Genomic DNA, 19,073 nt, shown 5'->3' with positions numbered 1-19,073 from the left:
GCGCACCAAACTGTTGACAAGGCTAGCGAGCTTGATCTTATATATCAATATACAAAACTAAGTTTCAAATAATGAGACAGTTTTGGATTGCGGAAGCATCAGGGAGGATACCATGCATTCCATTCTCAAGAGGTCACTCGCGGCTGTTGTCGCTGCGGGATTTTCAACATCGTTTGCTGTCGCGGACGAAAGTCAGCTTTCAGGGGAGCTCAAGATCACCTCTGACATGTCGAACCCAGCGCCGCGCGCGGTGATGGAGAGTTTGGCAGCCGGTTTCGGAGAGCTGCATCCGGACGTCGATATCGAACTGACGATCGTCGACCGCGAAGCGTGGAAGACGCAGATCCGGAACGCCTTGGGGGCGAACCCGCCCGATGTGGTCAACTGGTATGCCGCGAACCGCATGGGCCCTTATGTCTCTGCCGGGTTGTTCGAAGACATCTCTGATATGTACGCCAACGGCGATCTGCCCGGGCTTGAGTCTGTCAAAGGTGCGCTGACCATCGACGGCAAGCAATATGGTGTGCCCTATACCTACTATCAGTGGGGCATGTACTACCGCGAAGATATCTTCAAGGAACTGGGGCTGACCGAGCCTGAAACCTTTGAGCAAGAGCTTGCGAACTGCGAAAAGATCGTTGCCTCGGGCCGTGCGTGCTATGCCATCGGGACCAAGTTCCTGTGGACCGCTGGCGGCTGGTTCGACTATCTGAACATGCGCACCAACGGCTTCGACTTCCACATGGAACTGGCCCGTGGCGAGGTGCCCTGGACCGATCCGCGCGTCCGCGAAACCTTTGCCAACTGGCGCAAGATCATCGACATGGGTGGCTATGTCGCCGATCACCAATCCTATTCCTGGCAGGAAGCGTTGAACTTCATGATCGAAGGCGAGGCGGTTGCCTATCTGATGGGGAACTTCGCCGTTGCCGCGATGCGCGAAGGCGGCCTGGACGACAGCCAGATCGACTTCTACCAGTTCCCGAAGATCGCGGATGTGCCACAGGGCGAGGATGCCCCGACCGACACGTTCCACATCCCGTCAGGTGCCAAGAACAAGGAAAACGCCCGCGCGTTTCTTCAGTATGTGACATCGGCTGATGTGCAGACCAAGATCAACGCAGGCGACGCCTTGGGGCAGCTGCCCATCAACTCTGAATCCTCGGTCGATAAGGACGAGTTCCTCGAGCAGGGGTTCGAGATGCTGAACACCAGCGCCAAAGGCGGCGTGGCCCAGTTCTTTGACCGCGACTTCAGCGCCGAGATGGCCAGCGTCGGCATGGAGGGGTTGCAGGAATTCATGGTGGTTCCCGACAACCTCGACGACATTCTCGAGCGTCTCGAAGAAACGCGTCAGCGCATCTACGAATAACGCTAAAGCGTCGCGTCCTCCCGCATCGGGGGGACGCAACCCACCGCCTCAATCCATTCGCAAGCCCGCCGATGGCCGGTTTTCGCATGTGTTGATTTACCGGAGACCACGGCATGGCAGCAACAACACCGCCCCCCGCGCGCAGTTGGTACAAACGCAACGAGATCGCGCTGACGCCGTGGCTTTTCCTGCTGCCGGCGATGCTGTTCTTTGCGGTCTATGTGATCATTCCCATCGGCCAAAGCGTGGCGATCAGTTTCTACCAGTGGGACGGACTGGGGGAAAAGACCTTTGTCGGCACCGCGAACTATGAAAGGTTGCTGGGGATCGGCGACCAGAAGATGGACCGCAAGTTCGAGATCTCGTTCTGGAACAACCTCAAATGGCTGGTGCTGTATTTGCTGGCGGTGCCTGCGGGGCTGTTCATCGCCTTGTTCCTGAACCAGACCGTGCGCGGCATCCGTATCTACAAGTCGTTGTTCTTCTTTCCTTTTGTCATTTCCCAGGTGGTCGTCGGGCTGGTGTTTTCGTGGTTCTACCTGCCACGCGAAGGGCTGCTGAACGCGATGCTGGCGATTTTCGGGGCAGGGCCGGTGAATATCCTGGGCGATCCGTCTACGGCGACCTACGGGATCATCGCGGCGGGGCTGTGGCCGCAGACGGCCTATTGCATGATCCTTTATCTAACGGGTCTGAATGCGGTGGACCCCGAGCAGATCGAGGCCGCGCGACTGGACGGGGCCAAGGGCCGCAAGATGCTGTGGTACATCATCCTGCCCCAGCTCAAGCCCGCGACGTTCATCGCCTTTGTCGTCACCATCATCGGCGCGCTGCGGTCGTTTGACCTGATCAGCGTCATGACCAACGGCGGCCCCTTCGGATCGACCCGCGTGCTGTCGTTCTACATGTTCGAAGAAGCGCTGTCCGAGTTCGGCTTCCGCATGGGCTATGGCTCTGCCATCGCGGTGATCCTGTTCCTCATCATGCTCGGGTTCATCGCCTATTTCCTCTATGCCATGTGGCGCGAAGAGCGGGAGGCTCGCTGATGTTCCCTACACCGATCGCCAAACAATCGCGCAGCCGCCAGCTGACCTATCAGACGTTGCTGCCCGTCGCGCTGATCCTGTGGCTCTTGCCGCTGATCGCGGTGGCTCTGTTCTCTATCAAGCCGGGGTCGGATTTCGCCGCCGGGAACTACTGGGGATGGCCGTCCAGCTTCGAGGGGCTGACGAACTACGGCAAGGTCTTCTTTGAAAGCAATATGCCGCGCTATCTGATGAACTCGGTCTTTATCACGCTGCCCACGGTGCTGGGGGCGATTGCGCTTTCCAGCATGGCGGGGTTCGCCTTGGGGATCTACAAGTTCAAGGGCAACCTGCTGATCTTCTTCATGTTCATCGCGGGTAACTTTGTCCCGTTCCAGATCCTGATGGTGCCCGTGCGCGACCTGACCATATCGCTGGGGATGTATGACAGCATTCAGGGGCTGGTCCTGTTTCACGTGGCGTTCCAGACGGGCTTTTGCACGCTCTTCATGCGCAACTTCATCCGCGCATTGCCCTTCCCCTTGATCGAGGCCGCCCGCGTCGAGGGCGTGGCCGAATGGCGCATCTTCTTCTTTGTCGTGCTGCCACTGATGAAGCCCGCACTGGCCGCGCTGGCGGTATTGGTCTTTACCTTCATCTGGAACGATTATTTCTGGGCCGTCGTGCTGACCCAAGGGCCAAGCGCGCAACCTGTCACCGCGGGCATCACCGAATTCAACTCCCAGTTCCGCGCGGCCTATCACCTGATGAGCGCGGGATCGATTGTCGCCGCCTTTCCGCCGGTCGCGATGTTCTTTCTGATGCAGAAACACTTCATCGCCGGTCTCACGCTTGGCGCAGTAAAGTAGAGAGTTATGACACAGACCTACCGCCTTGATGACGGGCACCAGACGCTTGTTCTGGCCTCTGCGCACGACCGCTTGCCGCAGGTGGTCTATTGGGGCAGCCCGCTGCCAGACGGCGAAAATCTGGAAGAGATATGCGCCGCCCATGCCATCGACGTCACAGGCGGCATGTTGGACAAGACCCCTGATCTGTCGCTGTGCCCCGAAGCCGGGCGTAGTTTTCCGGGCCAGGCGGGGATCGCGGTTGCGCGCGCCGATGGCATGCCGCTGCGCCCCGTGTTTCACCTGCGCAACGTGGTGCAGGATGCAGGGCTGCGGTTTGTCTGCGCGGCACCGGACGAGGGGCTGACGCTGACCTTTGACTTTGGGGTTGATGCGGGAACCGGCGTGATCACCTGCCAGACGACACTGGAGGCCGTGCAGCCCGTGCGCCTGCACTGGCTTGCCGCGCCGGTCATGCCCGCGCCGCAGCTGAGCACAGAGATGATCGACGTCTCGGGCCGATGGTGCGGTGAATTCCAGTTGAACCGCACCGCGTGGCGGGCAGGCATCCACGCGCGCGACAACCGCACGGGTCGCACGGGCCACGAACACTTCCCCGGATTGCTGATCCCGACCACGGGGACCACAAACACCCAAGGGACATGCTACGGGTTCCACTATGGCTGGTCGGGCGGTCATACGATGATCGCCGAAGAGCTTCAGGACGGGCGGCGGCAGGTGCAATGGGGCCATGCGGCTGGCACCCAGGACGCCCCCGCGACGCGGTTCCAGACGGCACCGCTTTACCTGACCTATTCTGACACGGGCCTGAACGGCTGTGCCGTCAGCTTTCAGCGTCATCTGCGCGACCGCATCGTGACATGGCCCAAGCCCGACACCCCGCGCCCCGTCCATTACAACTGTTGGGAAGCGGTGTATTTCGACCACGACTGGTCTGTCCTGACCGATATCGCCAACCGTGCTGCCGCTTTGGGGGCAGAGCGTTTCGTGCTGGATGACGGCTGGTTCGGACAGCGCGACGACGACACCAGCAGTCTGGGCGACTGGATCATCGATCCGCGCAAATACCCCAAGGGGCTGACCCCGCTGATCGACCATGTTCAGGGCTTGGGGATGCATTTTGGCCTCTGGTTCGAGCCCGAGATGATCTCGCGCGATAGCGACCTCTACCGCGCCCACCCCGATTGGATTCTCGGCCCGCAGGACCAGATAGAGGGGCGTCAGCAGTTGGTGCTGAACATGGCGCTGCCGCAGGTCCAAGAGCTACTCTACGACCGTATCGCCACGGTGCTGCGCGACAATGCCATCGACTATATCAAATGGGACCATAACCGCGTGTTGCCCGCACCCGAGGCGGCGCAGACACGGGGCGTCTATGCGCTGCTGGACCGGTTACGCGCCGATTTCCCGCTGGTCGAGATTGAAAGCTGCGCGTCAGGCGGAGGGCGGATCGATTTCGGGATCATGGCGCGGACCCAGCGGGTCTGGCTGTCGGATAGCAACGACGCGCTGGAACGGCTGCGCATCCAGCATGACGCTGCCTTGTTCCTGCCCGCTGCCGTGACCGGCAGCCATGTCGGGCCCCGCCACTGCCATACCTCCGGCCGCACGCTGGACATCAGTTTTCGCGCCTGGGTCGCCGCGCAGCGCCACATGGGGTTCGAGATGGACCCGCGCGAGCTCGACGCCCGCGAAACCGATGTGCTGAAACAGGTCACGCAGTGGTGGAAGGACAATCGCGGATGGATGCGCACTGCGGATATCCTGCGGCTCGACAGCGCTGATCCGGCGGTGATCGCAGAGCAGCAACAGGCCGCCGATGGGATGCGTTTCGTGGTGTTCGCAGGCAAGGCCGCGACCTCGGCCCAGATCTCACCGCGCCCGCTGCGGCTGACCGCACTTGACCCGCAGGCGCGCTACCGGATCACGCTGGCAAACCGTGACGATGCGGTAGCGCTGTCACGGGGCGATGCCGCGCTCAAGACCCGCGCTCTGGTGCTGTCGGGCCAGTACCTCATGAACCATGGCGTGACCCTGCCATGGTCGTTCCCTGAACGCATGTGGGTCATTGAAGGAACACGGCTATGACAAAAGAGAAACGCAACCGCGCTTGGTACGGCAAGAATGATCGGGACGGGTTCATTCACCGCAGCTGGATGAAAAATCAGGGCTTTCCCGACCACGCGTTTGATGGCCGCCCCATTATCGGCATCTGCAATACATGGTCCGAACTGACCCCGTGCAATTCCGGCCTGCGCGATCTGGCCGAAGGGGTGAAGCGCGGCGTGTGGGAGGCAGGGGGCTTTCCGGTCGAATTTCCGGTGATGAGCCTGGGCGAGACCCAGATGAAGCCGACCGCCATGCTGTTTCGCAACCTGCTGGCGATGGACGTCGAAGAAAGCATCCGCGCCTATGGTATTGATGGGGTGGTTCTGCTGGGCGGCTGTGACAAGACCACGCCGGGTCAGCTGATGGGCGCGGCAAGCGTCGATCTGCCGACGATCGTTGTCAGCTCCGGCCCGATGCTGAACGGCAAGTGGAAGGGCAAGGACATCGGCTCTGGCACGGATGTGTGGAAGTTCTCGGAAGATGTGCGCGCGGGCGAGATGACCTTGCAGGATTTCATGGCCGCTGAATCCGGCATGAGCCGGTCCAAGGGCGTGTGTATGACGATGGGCACGGCCTCTACGATGGCGAGTGTGGTAGAGGCGATGGGGATGTCACTGCCCACCAACGCCGCGCTGCCTGCCGTTGATGCGCGCCGCATGGCGCTGGCGCATCTGACCGGCAAGCGCATCGTCGAGATGGTCGAGGAAGATATCAAGCTGTCACAGGTCGTTACCCGTGCCTCGATCGAGAACGCCATTCTGGCCAATGCCGCTGTCGGCGGGTCGACCAATGCCGTGATCCATCTGCTGGCCATCGCGGGCCGCGTCGGCATCGACCTGACGCTCGATGATTTCGAGCTTGGGTCGGATATCCCGCTGCTGGTCAATTGCATGCCCTCGGGTAAATATCTGATGGAAGATTTCTGCTATGCGGGCGGGATGCCTGTGGTGCTGTCCCATCTGCGCGACAAGCTGCGGCCCGCGCAGACCGTCATGGGCGGGGATATCCTTGCCTATGCCGAAGGGGCTGAATGCTACAACGAGGATGTGATCCGCCCGCTGGATAATCCGCTGCGCCCTGCGGCCGGGTTGAAGGTGCTGCGCGGCAATATCGCGCCCAACGGGGCGATCGTGAAACCCTCGGCGGCGACGGACACATTGCTGGAACACGAGGGCGAGGCATATGTCTTCGAGAATATCGAGCATATGAAAGCCAATATCGACCGCGAGGATCTGCCGGTGACCGCGGATACGGTTCTTGTGCTCAAGGGCTGCGGCCCAAAGGGGTATCCCGGTATGCCCGAAGTCGGCAATATGCCGATCCCCGCGCGTCTGGTCAAAGAAGGCGTGCGCGACATGGTCCGCGTGTCCGACGCGCGTATGTCCGGCACCGCCTATGGCACTGTGATCCTGCACGTCAGCCCTGAATCCAACGCAGGCGGCAATCTGGGGCTGGTACAGACCGGCGACCGTATCCGGCTGTCGGTGGGGCAGGGCACATTGGACGTGCTTGTCTCTGACGAGGTGCTGGCACAGCGCCGCGCTGCCTGGGTACCCGAACCGCCCCGATACGACCGCGGCTATGCCAAGCTCTATACCGAGACGGTGTTGCAGGCAGACAAAGGCGCGGACCTTGATTTTCTGGTGGGTAAAGACACCCGCCCCGTCACACGGGAGAGCCACTGATGACCCTGAACGCAACATTCCCCGATCTGCGCGGCCGGTCGGTATTCATCACCGGCGGCGGCGCGGGGATCGGTGCCTTTCTGACCGACGGGTTTCTGGCGCAGGGGGCCAAGGTCAGCTTTGTCCAGCGCAGCGACGCCACCGCGTTTTGCAATGAGATGGAAGAAAAACACGGCCAGCGCCCCTTTGCGCAGACCTGCGATATCTCGGATATCGCGGCACTTCGGTCCAGTCTGGCCGCAGCCGCCGATGAACATGGCCCTGTCACGGTTCTGGTGAACAACGCCGCCAATGATGCCCGCCACACCGCCGAAGAGGTCACCGAAGACTTCTGGGACCAGTCGCAGGCGATCAACCTCAAGTCCTATTTCTTCGCCTGTCAGGCCGTGGTCGCAGGGATGCGCGCCGCGGGCGGCGGGGCCGTGGTGAACATGAGCTCGATCTCGTATATGATGGGGAACGCGGGCTATCCTGCCTATACGACCGCCAACGCCGGCATCAACGGTATGACCCGTTCGCTGGCGCGGGAATTCGGGCCGGACAAGATCCGCTTTAACGCGCTGGCACCGGGGTGGGTGTTGACGGAAAAGCAGATCGAACAATGGGTCACGCCCGAAGCACTGGCGGCGCATATTGACCGGCAATGCCTTAAGGATACGTTGAAGCCGCAAGACATCGTGGATGCGGTGCTGTTTTTATCCTCTGCCTCCAGCCGCATGATGACGGGGCAGTTGATGGCCGTCGATGGCGGCGTTGTGGTCACCGGATAGGAAGGGATACCGTGCAACACTACGCTGAATGGATCGCTGTCGATTGGGGCACGTCAAACCTGCGGGTCTGGATAATGGGGGCCGATGGGCGGCCCTTTGCCGCTGACAGGTCTGACAAGGGGATGGCGGGGCTGACGCAGGACGGGTTCGAACCTGCCTTGCTTTCGTTGATAGACCCCTACCTAGATCCGGACCATGTGACCCCAGTGATCTGCGCGGGTATGGTGGGCGCCCGCGAAGGCTGGCGCGAGGCCGCCTATGTCGCCACGCCCTGCGCGCCTCCGGATGCGCGGGCGGCGGTTGCTGTACAAGCCCATGACCCGCGGATCGCAGTGCACATCCTGCCCGGCGTGAAACAGATGGCTGCCCCTGACGTGATGCGCGGCGAGGAAACCCAGATCGCAGGGGTGCTGCACAGTCAGCCGGCGTTTGACGGCATCCTCTGTCTGCCCGGCACCCACACCAAATGGGTCCACATCAGCGCGGGCGAGATCGTGAGCTTCCAGACCTGCATGACCGGCGAGATCTTCGCGCTGCTGGCCAGCCAGTCGGTCCTGCGCCATTCGGTCACCACGGCAGAGTGGGACGAGGACAGCTTTATCGACGGCGTCACGCAGGCGATGGACAGCCCACAAAGCTTCGCCTCCAGACTGTTCGGTTTGCGTGCAGGGGGGCTGTTGCAGGGCACATCTGCAGGGTCGGCGCGGGCGCGGCTTTCAGGGCTGCTTGTCGGGCTAGAGCTGGCCGGCACGCGCCCCTATTGGCTGGGCCGCCATGTCGCCATTCTGGGCGCAGACAGCGTCGCCGCGCATTACCGCAGCGCATTGGTTGCACAGGGTGTGCAGGCCGAAACACTGGATAACGCGGGTCTGACGCTGGCGGGCCTGACCTCTGCCTATCGTTCATTGAAAGGGGCCCTTGTATGAGCCGCAATATCATCGCCATTCTGCGTGGCATCCAGCCGCATGAGGCCGCCGACATCTGCGCCGCCTTGATCGACGCAGGCATCACCCGCATCGAGGTGCCGCTGAATTCGCCAGAACCGCTGAAATCCATCGAAACGATGGCCCAAACCTATGGGGCCGACGCGTTGATCGGCGCGGGCACGGTGTTGGACGTTGAAAACGTCGCGGCGGTGGCGGCTGTGGGGGGGCGGATGATTGTCTCTCCGAATGCGGACCCTTCTGTTATCACGGCAAGCAAGGGGGCGGGCATGATGTCCTATCCCGGTGTGATGACGCCCACGGAATGTTTTGCCGCGCTTAAGGCCGGGGCCGATGGGCTCAAGCTGTTTCCGTCTTTCCTGCTGGGGGTCGAAGGGCTCAAGGCGATCAGGGCGGTGCTTCCGGCGCAGACCGAAACCTATGCGGTTGGCGGCGTCGGCCCGTCGAATTTTGCGGAATGGCTTGCGGCAGGGGTGACGGGCTTTGGCCTTGGGTCCAGCCTGTATAAACCGGGGCAAAGCGCGGCTGATGTGGCGCAAAGCGCGCGCGCGGCGGTAAGCGCCTATGACAAGGCGACCCTCTCTTGAACGCCACACTCTTTGATGCGCGGGCGTGCGCGTTGGGCGAAGGGCCGCTGTGGCACCCCGAACGTGGCCAGCTGTTTTGGTTCGACATCCTCGGGCATACCCTGATGTCGCGGCAGGGTGACAAAACGCTCTCGTGGCGGTTTGACGAATGCGTCTCTGCCGCGGGGTGGATCGATAGGGATACCCTGCTTGTCGCGTCCGAAACCGCGCTGTGGCGGTTCGACCTAAACGGAGCGGAGCGTTCCCTCGTCGTGCCACTTGAGGCGGATCAGCCCCTGACCCGGTCAAACGACGGGCGCGCCGATCCGTGGGGTGGTTTCTGGATCGGGACAATGGGCTTCAACGCAGAGCGGGGGGCGGGGGCGATCTACCGCTACTACAAGGGCGCGCTGCGACAGCTTTTCGCGGAGATTACCATTTCGAACGCGATCTGCTTTTCGCCCGATCGACGATTTGCCTATTACACTGACACGCCCACGCGCCAGATCATGCGCGTGCCCCTTGATGCGACAGAGGGCTGGCCCTCGGCCCCGCCAGAGGTGTTTGTCGATCTCAAGAAAGACAAGCGTAACCCCGACGGCGCGGTTGTCGACAGCGGCGGCTGCCTGTGGAACGCGCAATGGGGGGCCGGGCAGGTCGCCCGTTACAGCCCCGATGGCACCTTGTTGCAGACCCTTGATATTCCCGCAGCGCAGGCCACCTGTCCGGCCTTTGGCGATGCGGATCTGCGGACGCTCTTTGTCACCTCTGCCGCGCAGGGCCGCGACGGGGCGGAGGATGGCCAGACCTTCCAGCTTGCATCGGACGTGCGAGGCCAGTTGGAACACCGGATAATTTTGTGAGGCGTGATGAAACGAACCCTAGGGACTTGCTACTACCCTGAACAATGGCCCGAAGAGATGTGGGAAACCGACGCCCGCCGCATGGTAGACGCCGGCCTGACATGGGTGCGCATCGGCGAGTTTTCATGGAGCAAACTAGAACCGCAACCCGGCCAGTATGACTGGGCGTGGCTGGACCGCGCGATCGAGGTTGTAGGGGCTGCTGGTCTGCGGGTTGTGCTGGGCACCCCCACCGCCACCCCGCCACGCTGGATGCTGAAACGCCACCCCGACATGCTTGCCGTGGATATTGAAGGGCGTCCGCGCAAGTTCGGGTCGCGCAGGCACTACTGTTTCAGCCACGAAGGCTATCAGAAGGAATGCGTCACGATTGCCACGTTGATGGCGAAACGCTATGGCGCGAACCCCCATGTGGCCGCGTGGCAAATCGACAATGAATACGGCTGCCATGACACGGTGATCTCGTATAGTGACGCGGCAGCCCATGCCTTTCGCGGCTGGCTGGCACAACGCTACGGCACCCCCGCCGCGCTGAACGCCGCGTGGGGGAATACGTTCTGGTCGATGGACTACGACAGTTTTGACGACATCGACCCGCCCAATCTGACCGTGACCGAAGCCAACCCTGCGCATCGTCTGGCGTTTCGGCGGTTCAGCTCGGATCAGGTGGTGGCATTCAACCGGCTTCAGCTTGACGTGATCCGCCAGCACAGCGCCGCCCCCGTGAGCCATAACTACATGGGCCGGATCACCGACTTTGACCATTTCGCGGTGGGTGAAAATCTTGATATCGCCACATGGGACAGCTACCCGCTGGGCTTTCTCGAGGATCGGGTGGGCGCGGATGCGGCGCAGCAGCACCGCTATGCGCGGCAGGGTGACCCTGACTTTCAGGCGTTCCACCACGATCTTTACCGCGCCGTGGGCAAGGGGCGCTGGTGGGTGATGGAACAGCAGCCGGGGCCGGTCAACTGGGCCCCGCACAACCCCGTGCCACTGGCCGGTATGGTGCGTCTGTGGACATGGGAGGCCTTCGCCCACGGGGCCGAAGCGGTGTGCTATTTCCGCTGGCGACAGGCCCCTTTCGCCCAAGAGCAACTGCACGCCGGCTTGCTGCGCCCCGACAGTGCCGACGCCTTCGCGATGGCGGAGGTCCGGCAGGTTGGCGCAGAGATGGCCAAGGCTCCGGATGTGCAGCCCGCGCAGGCACCGGTCGCGCTGCTGTTCGACTATGACGCGGATTTCGCATGGGCGACCCAGCCCCATGGTGCGGATCTAAGCTATTTCGGGTTGGTCTTTCACACCTACAAGGCGCTGCGGCGTCAGGGGTTGTCGGTCGATATCCTGCCCGCCACCTGCCGCGATTTTGGCAGCTACGGGCTGGTGATGGCACCGGGGGTGATGCATATGCCGGACGCTCTGAAACAGGCGCTGGCGCGCAGCGCGGCGACGGTCATCTATGGCCCCCGCAGCGGCGCGCGCACGTCCGAGATGGCGATCCCCGTGCCGCTGCCCCCCGCAATCGACGGGTTGGACGTAACGGTCACGCAGGTCGAAAGCCTGCGGCATGACATCTTCGTGCCGCTGGAGGGCGGTGGGAAAGTGATCCGCTACCGTGATGTGCTGGACGGCACGGCAAAGGTCATCTTGCAGACCACAGACGCAGATCCGGTTGCCATGCGCGACGGGCGGCAGATCTATCTGGGGGGCTGGCTGGATGAGGACACGCTCGACCAATTCGTCAGCGGGCTGTGCGGCGCGGCAGGGATCGACGTGCTGCCGATGCCCGAAGGGGTACGTACCCGCACGACGGGGGGCGAACGGTTCTGGTTCAATTATTCAGATGCAGAGGTTGCCTGTCACGGTGTCGAACTGCCCGCCGCGGGCGTTCTGCGTGTGCCGGTCTGACCACAGGGGCGCGGCCCAAAAGACCGGATACCGCCGCGTCATTGGCGGTATCCGGTGCGTCACTTTACCAAGATGTGATGACGGTCCCGTGGTAGCTTTCATCGATGAAGGCTTTGATCTCGTCCGAGTGATACGCCTCTAGCAGGGTCTTGACCCAAGGCGCGTCTTCCTTGCCCTCTTGCACAACGATCACGTTCACATAGGGATTGTCGGCGCTTTCCATCGCGATGGAATCTTCCTTGGGGCTAAGGCCCGAGGCGATGGCGTAGTTGGTGTTGATCAGCGCCGCATCAAGATCGGCCAGCGAACGGGGCAGCTGCGCCGCGTCAAGTTCTTTGAACGACAGGTCTTTGGGGTTCTCGGTGATGTCCAGAACGGTGGGCACCAGACCTGCAGCGGGGTCGACCTTGATCATGCCAAGCTGTTGCAGCACCAGCAACGCGCGCCCGCCGTTGGTGGGGTCGTTCGGGATGCCAAAGGTTGCGCCTTCTTCAAGCTCGGCGATATCGGTGATCTTGTCCGAATAGATGCCCATCGGCGTGGTGATCGTGTTGCCCACAACAGCCAGCGCAAAGCCGCGGTCTTTCATCTGTGCCTCAAGGTAAGGCACGTGCTGGAAGGAGTTCGCCTCGATGTCGCCATCGGCCAGCGCCTGGTTCGGCACCACATAGTCAGAGAATTCGACAACGTCGATCTCAAGGCCCATCGGTTCGGCCACACGGGCGACCTCTTCCATGATCTCGGCGTGCTCGCCGGGGGAAACGCCGACTTTGATCTGCTCGGCCATCAGCGATGTCGCCATAAGCGCGAGGGTAGAGGTCAGGGTCGCAATGCGTAGCATGTATATGCTCCTTTAACTGGGAAACGAAATTGGGAGGAGGAGACGGGCGCTATTGCCCGCCGCTTTTGGTGGCGCGTTTGTCGACAGCGGCTGCGATGCGTTCGCCGATCGATTGCACAAGCTGCACCAAGACGATGAGGATGATCACGACAACCGCCATAACGTCGGGCATAAACCGTTGATACCCGTAGCGAATGCCCAGATCGCCCAGACCTTCGCCGCCCACGGCACCGACCATGGCGGAATAGCCGATCAGGCTAACGATGGCGAGTGTAAGGCCAAGCGTGATGCCGGGCAGCGCTTCGGGCAGCAGCACCTTGCGGATGATCTGCAACGGGGTCGCCCCCATGGCGCGCGCCGCCTCGATCAGGCCGGAGTCAACCTCGCGGATCGCGTTTTCCACCAGACGCGCGATGAAGGGCACGGTGGCAATCGTCAGCGGCACAATCGCGGCTGTCGTGCCGATCGACGTGCCCGCAACCATCCGCGTGAAGGGGATGATCGCGACCACCAGAATGATGAACGGCACCGACCGCGTGGCATTGACCACCAGCCCGAGCACCTTGTTGACCCACGGGGCCGACAGCAGCTCGCCGCGTTGCGAGGTTGCCAGAAACAACCCCAAGGGTAGGCCAAGCAGCGTCCCCAGAAGCGCCGAGATGGCGACCATGTAAAGCGTCTGGCCCGTGGCCTCGATCAGTAGGTTGATAAGGTTAGCCGACATAGCCAAGCACCTCCGTCATAAGCCCGTGGCTTTCCAAAAATGAACGCGCCTCTGCGGCCTTGGCCACAGGCAGCGATACCAGCAGGTTGCCGAAGGGGCGGGTGCCGATTTCCTCGACCGCGCCGGCAAGGATATTGACCGGAATGCCCATGTCCTGCGTCAGCCGCGCCAGCATCGGGTCGGTGGCGTGCTGGCCCGCAAAGGTCACGCGGATCACCTCTTCGCCGCCCTGCGCGGGGGCGTTTGGGATCAGACGATCCTTGACGAAAGCGGGCAGGGTGACGCCGGTCACCCCCGACAGGAAAGACCGCGTGGTCGCATGCTGAGGCGCGGTGAAGATATCGTAGGTCTCGCCATGTTCGACGATGCGGCCCCCGTCGATCACGGCAACGTGGCTCGCGATGTCCCGGACCACGGCCATCTCGTGGGTGATCAGCAGGATGGTCAGCCCCAGGTCGCGGTTGATGTCCTTGAGAAGCGATAGCACCGTTTGCGTCGTTTCAGGGTCCAGCGCGGATGTCGCCTCGTCCGACAGCAGCACTTTGGGGCCGGTGGCCAGTGCCCGTGCGATGCCGACGCGTTGCTTTTGCCCGCCCGACAGCTCTGCCGGATAGCGTGTGGCGTGCGCGCTAAGTCCGACCCGTTCGATCAGGTCGGCCACACGGGGTTTGATTTGCGATGACGGCACACCGGCGATTTCCAGCGGCAAGGCGATGTTGCCCGCCACGCTGCGCGAGGCCAGCAGGTTAAAGTGCTGAAAGATCATCCCCACATCGCGGCGGATCGCACGCAGCTTGGACCCTTTTGCAGCCCCCACATTCTGCCCGCCCACCAGAACCGCGCCCGTCGTAGGCCGCTCGATCCCGTTGACCATGCGCAGCAGCGTCGATTTGCCTGCCCCCGACCGTCCGATGATGCCGGTGATTGATCCCGGCTCCATCGCCAAAGAGACGCCTTCAAGCGCCGTGACAGTCGTGCCGCCGGATTTGGAATAGGCTTTGCCCACGTTTTCGAACGTGATCGAAGCGCCGTTGGGTTCTGTCATGATCGGTCCAGCCTGCGGTCGGTTGCGGTGGCGCCCGTAGACAGAAAGGCAGGGGGTATTGCAAGCGCAGTTTTCGCATACCCGCCCTGACTTTACCGATGTGCTGAACGCTAGGTTTTCACAGGTCCAGCACCAGATGCCCCCCCGCTGCCGCCGCGCGCGACTGGCAGGTGATCAACGTGGTTTCACGCTGCGCCTGTGACAGCACATAATCGCGGTGATCGGCGTCGCCCTCGACCAGCCCGCAAGCGCAAACCCCGCAGATCCCGTCGGCGCATTTCACATCCACGGGCACGCCTGCCTCTGTCAGCATATCGGACAGGCTGCGGTCGGCGGGGACGTGGATGTCTTTGCCGGTCTTGGCCAGATGGACCGTAAAGCTGTGGTTCTCGCGCGGGGGGGCTTCGGGGACGGCGAAATATTCGATGTGACACCGATCCTCGGCAAAGCCCGCGCGGGCGGCGGCGGTCATTGCGGCCTCCATATAGGCAGGGGTGCCGCAGGCGTAGGCGTGACTGCCCACAGGGTGGTCTGACAGGATCGTGTCAAACTCTGCCCGACTGCCCTGATCGCTGACGTGCAGCACGGCATGGGCGGCCCAAGGGGCGGCAGCGATCTCGGCCGCAAAGGCCAGATCAGCGGCGGTGCGGGCTGAATAATGCAGCGCGAAGTCGCGGCCCAACTGATGCAGGCGGTGCGCCATGGCGATCATCGGGGTGATACCGATGCCACCGCCCATCAACACGCTGAAGGGGGCGTCTTCGGTCAGGGGGAAATGGTTGATCGGGCGGGCGGCGAAAATCTTGCGCCCCCGCGTGAAGATACGGTGCATCAGGGCGCTGCCGCCGCGGCCCTGATCCTCGCGCTGGACGGCAATGACATAGCGCGACCGGTCCGAGGGATCGCCGCACATGGAATATTGGCGCAGGTACTCGGGCGCGATCACCACATCCAGATGCGCCCCTGCCTGCCACGCGGGCAGATCTGCCCCGTCGGGATCGCGCAATTCATAGCGCGTGATGCCGTCGCTCAGCACATCCGCGCGGGTGACGGTCAGCGGCAATACCGGACTATCCGCCAAGGGTTTTAGCGCAGGGACCAGCCCCTGCGTGTCTCCGCTTGCGACCCGCGCGCGGTGTGTGGCGGCGGAGATCATCGCGCCATAGGCGCGGATGCCGGCCTCGCGGTCCATCGGGTCAGGGTAGGGGTAGGGATGCGGGGCAAGCGGCGCAGGGTAGACGGCCAGCGTCTGGTCTTTCGCGCGCAGCTTCAGGTCTTTTTGCAGACCGCGGGTGTTCACCGGCTTGTCCGTGGGGCGGTAGCCACCGTCGTCCTGCACCTCCAGATCCCACCACCATTTCTTGACGGGGTTGATGTCGCCACGGTCCAGCAGATCGTCGAGCTTGGCCAGCGCTGGCGCGGTGGCGGGCAGTTTCATCGCGGTCCAGCGCCACACGCTGTCGGCCAAGATCCCCTCAAGGTTCCAGGGGCAGGTCTTCATGCAGCGCCCGCACATGGCACCGCCCTCGGTCGTGATCCGGTAAGTGGCGCATTTCTGGCTGTCGGATTTCCAGATCTCGTAGCCGTTGAACATCAGCTTCGGCCCCGCCGTGATCGCCCCCGAGGGACATTCCCGCGCGCATTTCTGGCAGCTTTCGCAGAATTTCTGCAGGCCGAAGTCAATCGGCTTGTCATGGGTCATCGGCAGGGTGGTCGTCACCGCACCCGATTTCAGACGCGGGCCAAGATAGGGGTTCAGGATCACTTCGCCGATGCGGCTGACCTCGCCCAAGCCCGACAGCAGCAGCAGCGGGGGTTGCAGCACATCGCCATCCATCACCGTATGCGCCTTGGCGGGATATCCCAGATCGCGGATCAACCGCGCCAGCACGCCGCCCACAAGGCTGAACCGCAGATAGGCGCGCATGGATTGCGCCACGCTGATCCAGTCATCGCCCGAAGCCCCCTCCATCGTGTCGAAACCCTGATCGATCACGAGGCTGATCGCCTGATCATGGGGCGGGTCGATCGCGGTGCCGGTGGCGTCATGGCTGTACCATGCCCAATCGGGGCAACGGCTGACCCCCACGGCATCGGCCCCCAGGAAATAGGCAACCGCCTTGACCATCTCTGCAGCCTGTTGCGAGGCCAGGGCGGTTTGCGTTTCGGCAGCTTGCCCGTCTTGCAGCAGACCAAAGGCCCCAAGCGCGCGCCGCTGCGCCATCGAGGTCGGCGTTTTGCGGATGTAGCGCCCGCCGGTGGCCCCGTCTTGCAGCTTTTTGCCCATGTCCCCGAACAGCGCACGGCTGAACATATCGGTGCGTTTGGGCAGGCGCGGGATGCGCGGTTCGTCCATATAGGTTGTGGGGCTGTCCACGCGCTTAAGCTTTTCGAAAGGCTGCGCGCCATCGACAAAGCGCCGTGTTGCATAGGCGGGCGGCGTGCGGGGCAGGGCGGCGGCGGCCAGAGGGCGGTCACAGGCCAGATCCATCGCCATGGTGACGGCGGCCAGCGAAAAGCGCGTGCCGACAAAAGGAGCGGTCAACTGACCGTCTTGGGACAGCGCCAGACCCGCCGCGACCGCCAGCCGGTTCAGATCCACATCGCTTGCCGTCATGGTATGCCCGCGCGCCGGACGCCCCAGCAGGCGGATGTAATTCGACAATACCGCCGCCGATTCCGCGGCCAAAAGGGACGACCGGTGATCCTCCATCCCCGCGATCCATGTCGCACCGGGTTCATCCTGTTCGACCGCGCGGGGATGCGCGAAAAGCAGTACCAGCGCATGGGTATGGCCTGCGATATCCGTCTCGGGTGCGGTGACGGAGTCGCGCAGGTCGGCCATGATCGCATCCACACCAGAGGCGAGCGTTTTGACCTGACGCGTCTGCAAATCCTGCGCCAGCCGCGCCACATCCGCATTGCGCAGGGGCTGTGCCAGATGGTGGTCGGGGGCAAGTTTGCAAATCCCCACCATCGTCGCATCGTTGAAATGGGCGAACGCCTTGAGGTGCTGCGCCCGCTCGGTCAGATCGGCGGGGATCTCGGCCAAGGCCTTGTTCACCAGCCCCTCGCGGATCGCATCCAGCATGGCGCGGTGATCCCGCGTCGCTTGTGCAAGCGGACGCGCGTCGCCCGTCACGCCCAAGGGGGTGAAGGCCGGCACCGGCCCTGCAACACCCTCCGCCCGCCGCAGCTTTTCAGTCGGGTAGGCACCCATATGGATGGGGCGGTTTTTGCGTGAACGCAGCCGTGGGGTCATGGGTATTGCCTCTTAATTCGGCGCCATAGTTGTCCTAGGTCAACTATTTTGCAAGCAAACAGTAGCGGTGCGGCAAAAATGAAGTATTCATGCTTTATGACCGGACCCGAGAACACCTCTGACCCTGCCTCCTATCGTCTGCATGACAGGCTGGGCTTTCGCGTTTCGCGGCTGGCCGCGGTCATGCGTGCCAGTCTGGATGCAGAGCTTTCGCAGCTTGGGCTGACACGGTTGGAATGGTGCGTTTTGGCCAGTATCGCGCTGGAAGGCATCACCGCGCCCTCCGGTATCGCCGAGAATATCGGCATCACCCGCCCCACGGCGTCGCGGACGTTCAAGCAGATGCGCGACAAAGGTTGGCTGGTGCAGAACCTGACAGAAGGCGACGGGCGCGCCCGTGCGATCACGCTGACCGAGGCGGGACAAGACCTGCTGGCGCGGGCGCGCGTGCTGGTCGACGCGCATCAGGCGCGGTTTCTGGACAAGCTCGCCCCCCAAGCGGCGGCGCATTTCCTATCCGCGCTGGATACGCTGCTTGAAGGGGTTCACGACCGGTTCGACGATCCGTAGGGTGGCTTAGGTCACCACAGGAAAGACGTTCGACTGCTTCAGCACGCCATAGGCAAAGCTGGAATCAATCGACGCGATGCCGGGGATGTTGTGCAGCTTGTGGCGCACGAATTCTTCGTAGCTTTTCAAGTCCTCGACCAGCACGCGCAACAGATAATCTTCGCTGCCGGTGATGACATAGCAATCGAGGATCTGTTCGGTCTCGTGCACCTTCTTCTCGAACAGTTTCACCACGTCGCCCGTGTGGCTGCTTAGCCGGATGCGCACCAGCGCGGTTACGGGCAGCCCGTAGGCGCGTTCATCCACAATCGCGGTATAGCCCTTGATCACGCCCTTTTCCTCAAGCGCGCGGGTGCGCCGCAAACAGGGTGAGGGCGACAGATTCACCTGAGCCGCCAGATCCTGATTGGTCAGACGCCCGTTACGCTGCAGCGCTTTGATGATCTCGCGATCTTTGCTGTCCATCTTGGCCCTCTAAGGGCAGGATATGCCCCAAATTCATAATATCGCGCAATCATTA

The 19,073-nt window shown here is 62.6% G+C and carries 16 protein-coding genes; 11 read left to right on the top strand and 5 right to left on the bottom strand.

Annotated elements, in window-relative coordinates; genetic code table 11:
* Nucleotides 1–112 precede the first annotated feature (112 nt).
* The 10 genes from IV89_RS12570 to IV89_RS12525 all read left to right on the top strand — a co-directional run bounded on the left by IV89_RS12570 (nucleotide 113) and on the right by IV89_RS12525 (nucleotide 12,111).
* On the top strand, nucleotides 113–1,372 hold the full coding sequence (locus IV89_RS12570; RefSeq protein WP_181358628.1) for an ABC transporter substrate-binding protein: 1,260 nt from the start codon (nucleotides 113–115) through the stop codon (nucleotides 1,370–1,372).
* Between the two features lie 113 nt (nucleotides 1,373–1,485).
* Complete coding sequence (locus IV89_RS12565) at nucleotides 1,486–2,418, top strand: sugar ABC transporter permease (RefSeq protein ID WP_005852117.1); 933 nt, start codon at nucleotides 1,486–1,488, stop codon at nucleotides 2,416–2,418.
* Nucleotides 2,418–3,266, top strand: coding sequence for a carbohydrate ABC transporter permease (locus tag IV89_RS12560; RefSeq protein ID WP_005852118.1), 849 nt, complete (start codon nucleotides 2,418–2,420; stop codon nucleotides 3,264–3,266). The genes IV89_RS12565 and IV89_RS12560 overlap by 1 nt, the downstream gene beginning before the upstream one ends.
* A gap of 6 nt (nucleotides 3,267–3,272) precedes the next feature.
* Nucleotides 3,273–5,354 (top strand): alpha-galactosidase, encoded by a 2,082-nt coding sequence (locus IV89_RS12555; RefSeq protein WP_037943676.1) that lies wholly within the window; start codon nucleotides 3,273–3,275, stop codon nucleotides 5,352–5,354.
* Nucleotides 5,351–7,060: an IlvD/Edd family dehydratase gene (locus IV89_RS12550; RefSeq protein WP_037943677.1), complete on the top strand. Its 1,710-nt coding sequence runs from the start codon at nucleotides 5,351–5,353 to the stop codon at nucleotides 7,058–7,060. Before IV89_RS12555 ends, IV89_RS12550 begins: the two co-directional genes overlap by 4 nt.
* The gene (locus tag IV89_RS12545; RefSeq protein WP_037943678.1) at nucleotides 7,060–7,830 is read left to right on the top strand and encodes an SDR family oxidoreductase; all 771 of its coding nucleotides are present in this window, start codon (nucleotides 7,060–7,062) and stop codon (nucleotides 7,828–7,830) included. The genes IV89_RS12550 and IV89_RS12545 overlap by 1 nt, the downstream gene beginning before the upstream one ends.
* Before the next feature lie 11 nt (nucleotides 7,831–7,841).
* Nucleotides 7,842–8,756, top strand: a complete 915-nt coding sequence (locus IV89_RS12540; RefSeq protein WP_037943679.1) for a 2-dehydro-3-deoxygalactonokinase — start codon at nucleotides 7,842–7,844, stop codon at nucleotides 8,754–8,756.
* Nucleotides 8,753–9,361, top strand: coding sequence for a 2-dehydro-3-deoxy-6-phosphogalactonate aldolase (locus IV89_RS12535; protein WP_037943680.1), 609 nt, complete (start codon nucleotides 8,753–8,755; stop codon nucleotides 9,359–9,361). The genes IV89_RS12540 and IV89_RS12535 overlap by 4 nt, the downstream gene beginning before the upstream one ends.
* Nucleotides 9,358–10,203: an SMP-30/gluconolactonase/LRE family protein gene (locus tag IV89_RS12530; RefSeq protein ID WP_037943681.1), complete on the top strand. Its 846-nt coding sequence runs from the start codon at nucleotides 9,358–9,360 to the stop codon at nucleotides 10,201–10,203. Before IV89_RS12535 ends, IV89_RS12530 begins: the two co-directional genes overlap by 4 nt.
* 6 nt (nucleotides 10,204–10,209) lie before the next feature.
* Entirely contained in the window at nucleotides 10,210–12,111 is a 1,902-nt protein-coding gene (locus tag IV89_RS12525) for a beta-galactosidase (protein ID WP_037943682.1), read from the top strand.
* Between the two features lie 64 nt (nucleotides 12,112–12,175).
* Here IV89_RS12525 and IV89_RS12520 read toward each other — a convergent pair whose 3' ends face one another.
* The 4 genes from IV89_RS12520 to IV89_RS12505 form a co-directional block, all read right to left on the bottom strand.
* Nucleotides 12,176–12,952 (bottom strand): MetQ/NlpA family ABC transporter substrate-binding protein, encoded by a 777-nt coding sequence (locus IV89_RS12520; RefSeq protein ID WP_037943683.1) that lies wholly within the window; start codon nucleotides 12,950–12,952, stop codon nucleotides 12,176–12,178.
* Between the two features lie 49 nt (nucleotides 12,953–13,001).
* Complete coding sequence (locus IV89_RS12515) at nucleotides 13,002–13,676, bottom strand: methionine ABC transporter permease (RefSeq protein ID WP_009826399.1); 675 nt, start codon at nucleotides 13,674–13,676, stop codon at nucleotides 13,002–13,004.
* Nucleotides 13,666–14,721, bottom strand: a complete 1,056-nt coding sequence (locus tag IV89_RS12510) for an ATP-binding cassette domain-containing protein (protein WP_037943684.1) — start codon at nucleotides 14,719–14,721, stop codon at nucleotides 13,666–13,668. The genes IV89_RS12515 and IV89_RS12510 overlap by 11 nt, the downstream gene beginning before the upstream one ends.
* 118 nt (nucleotides 14,722–14,839) lie before the next feature.
* Nucleotides 14,840–17,983 carry a 4Fe-4S double cluster binding domain-containing protein gene (locus IV89_RS12505; RefSeq protein WP_037943685.1) on the bottom strand — a complete coding sequence of 1,048 codons (3,144 nt, stop codon included), beginning with the start codon at nucleotides 17,981–17,983 and terminating at the stop codon, nucleotides 14,840–14,842.
* Between the two features lie 96 nt (nucleotides 17,984–18,079).
* Here IV89_RS12505 and IV89_RS12500 point away from each other — a divergent pair, with 96 nt between their 5' ends.
* Nucleotides 18,080–18,553, top strand: coding sequence for a MarR family winged helix-turn-helix transcriptional regulator (locus IV89_RS12500; protein WP_037943686.1), 474 nt, complete (start codon nucleotides 18,080–18,082; stop codon nucleotides 18,551–18,553).
* Between the two features lie 6 nt (nucleotides 18,554–18,559).
* On the opposite strand, the gene IV89_RS12495 is transcribed toward IV89_RS12500, so the two are convergent.
* Complete coding sequence (locus IV89_RS12495) at nucleotides 18,560–19,018, bottom strand: Lrp/AsnC family transcriptional regulator (protein ID WP_037943687.1); 459 nt, start codon at nucleotides 19,016–19,018, stop codon at nucleotides 18,560–18,562.
* Nucleotides 19,019–19,073 lie beyond the last annotated feature (55 nt).

It is taken from the genome of Sulfitobacter sp. CB2047 (genome assembly GCF_000735125.2).
GTDB classification, from domain to species: domain Bacteria; phylum Pseudomonadota; class Alphaproteobacteria; order Rhodobacterales; family Rhodobacteraceae; genus Sulfitobacter; species Sulfitobacter pontiacus.
The sequence above is the reverse complement of the archived record's forward strand: the minus strand, read 5'-3'. Positions and strand labels throughout refer to the sequence as shown.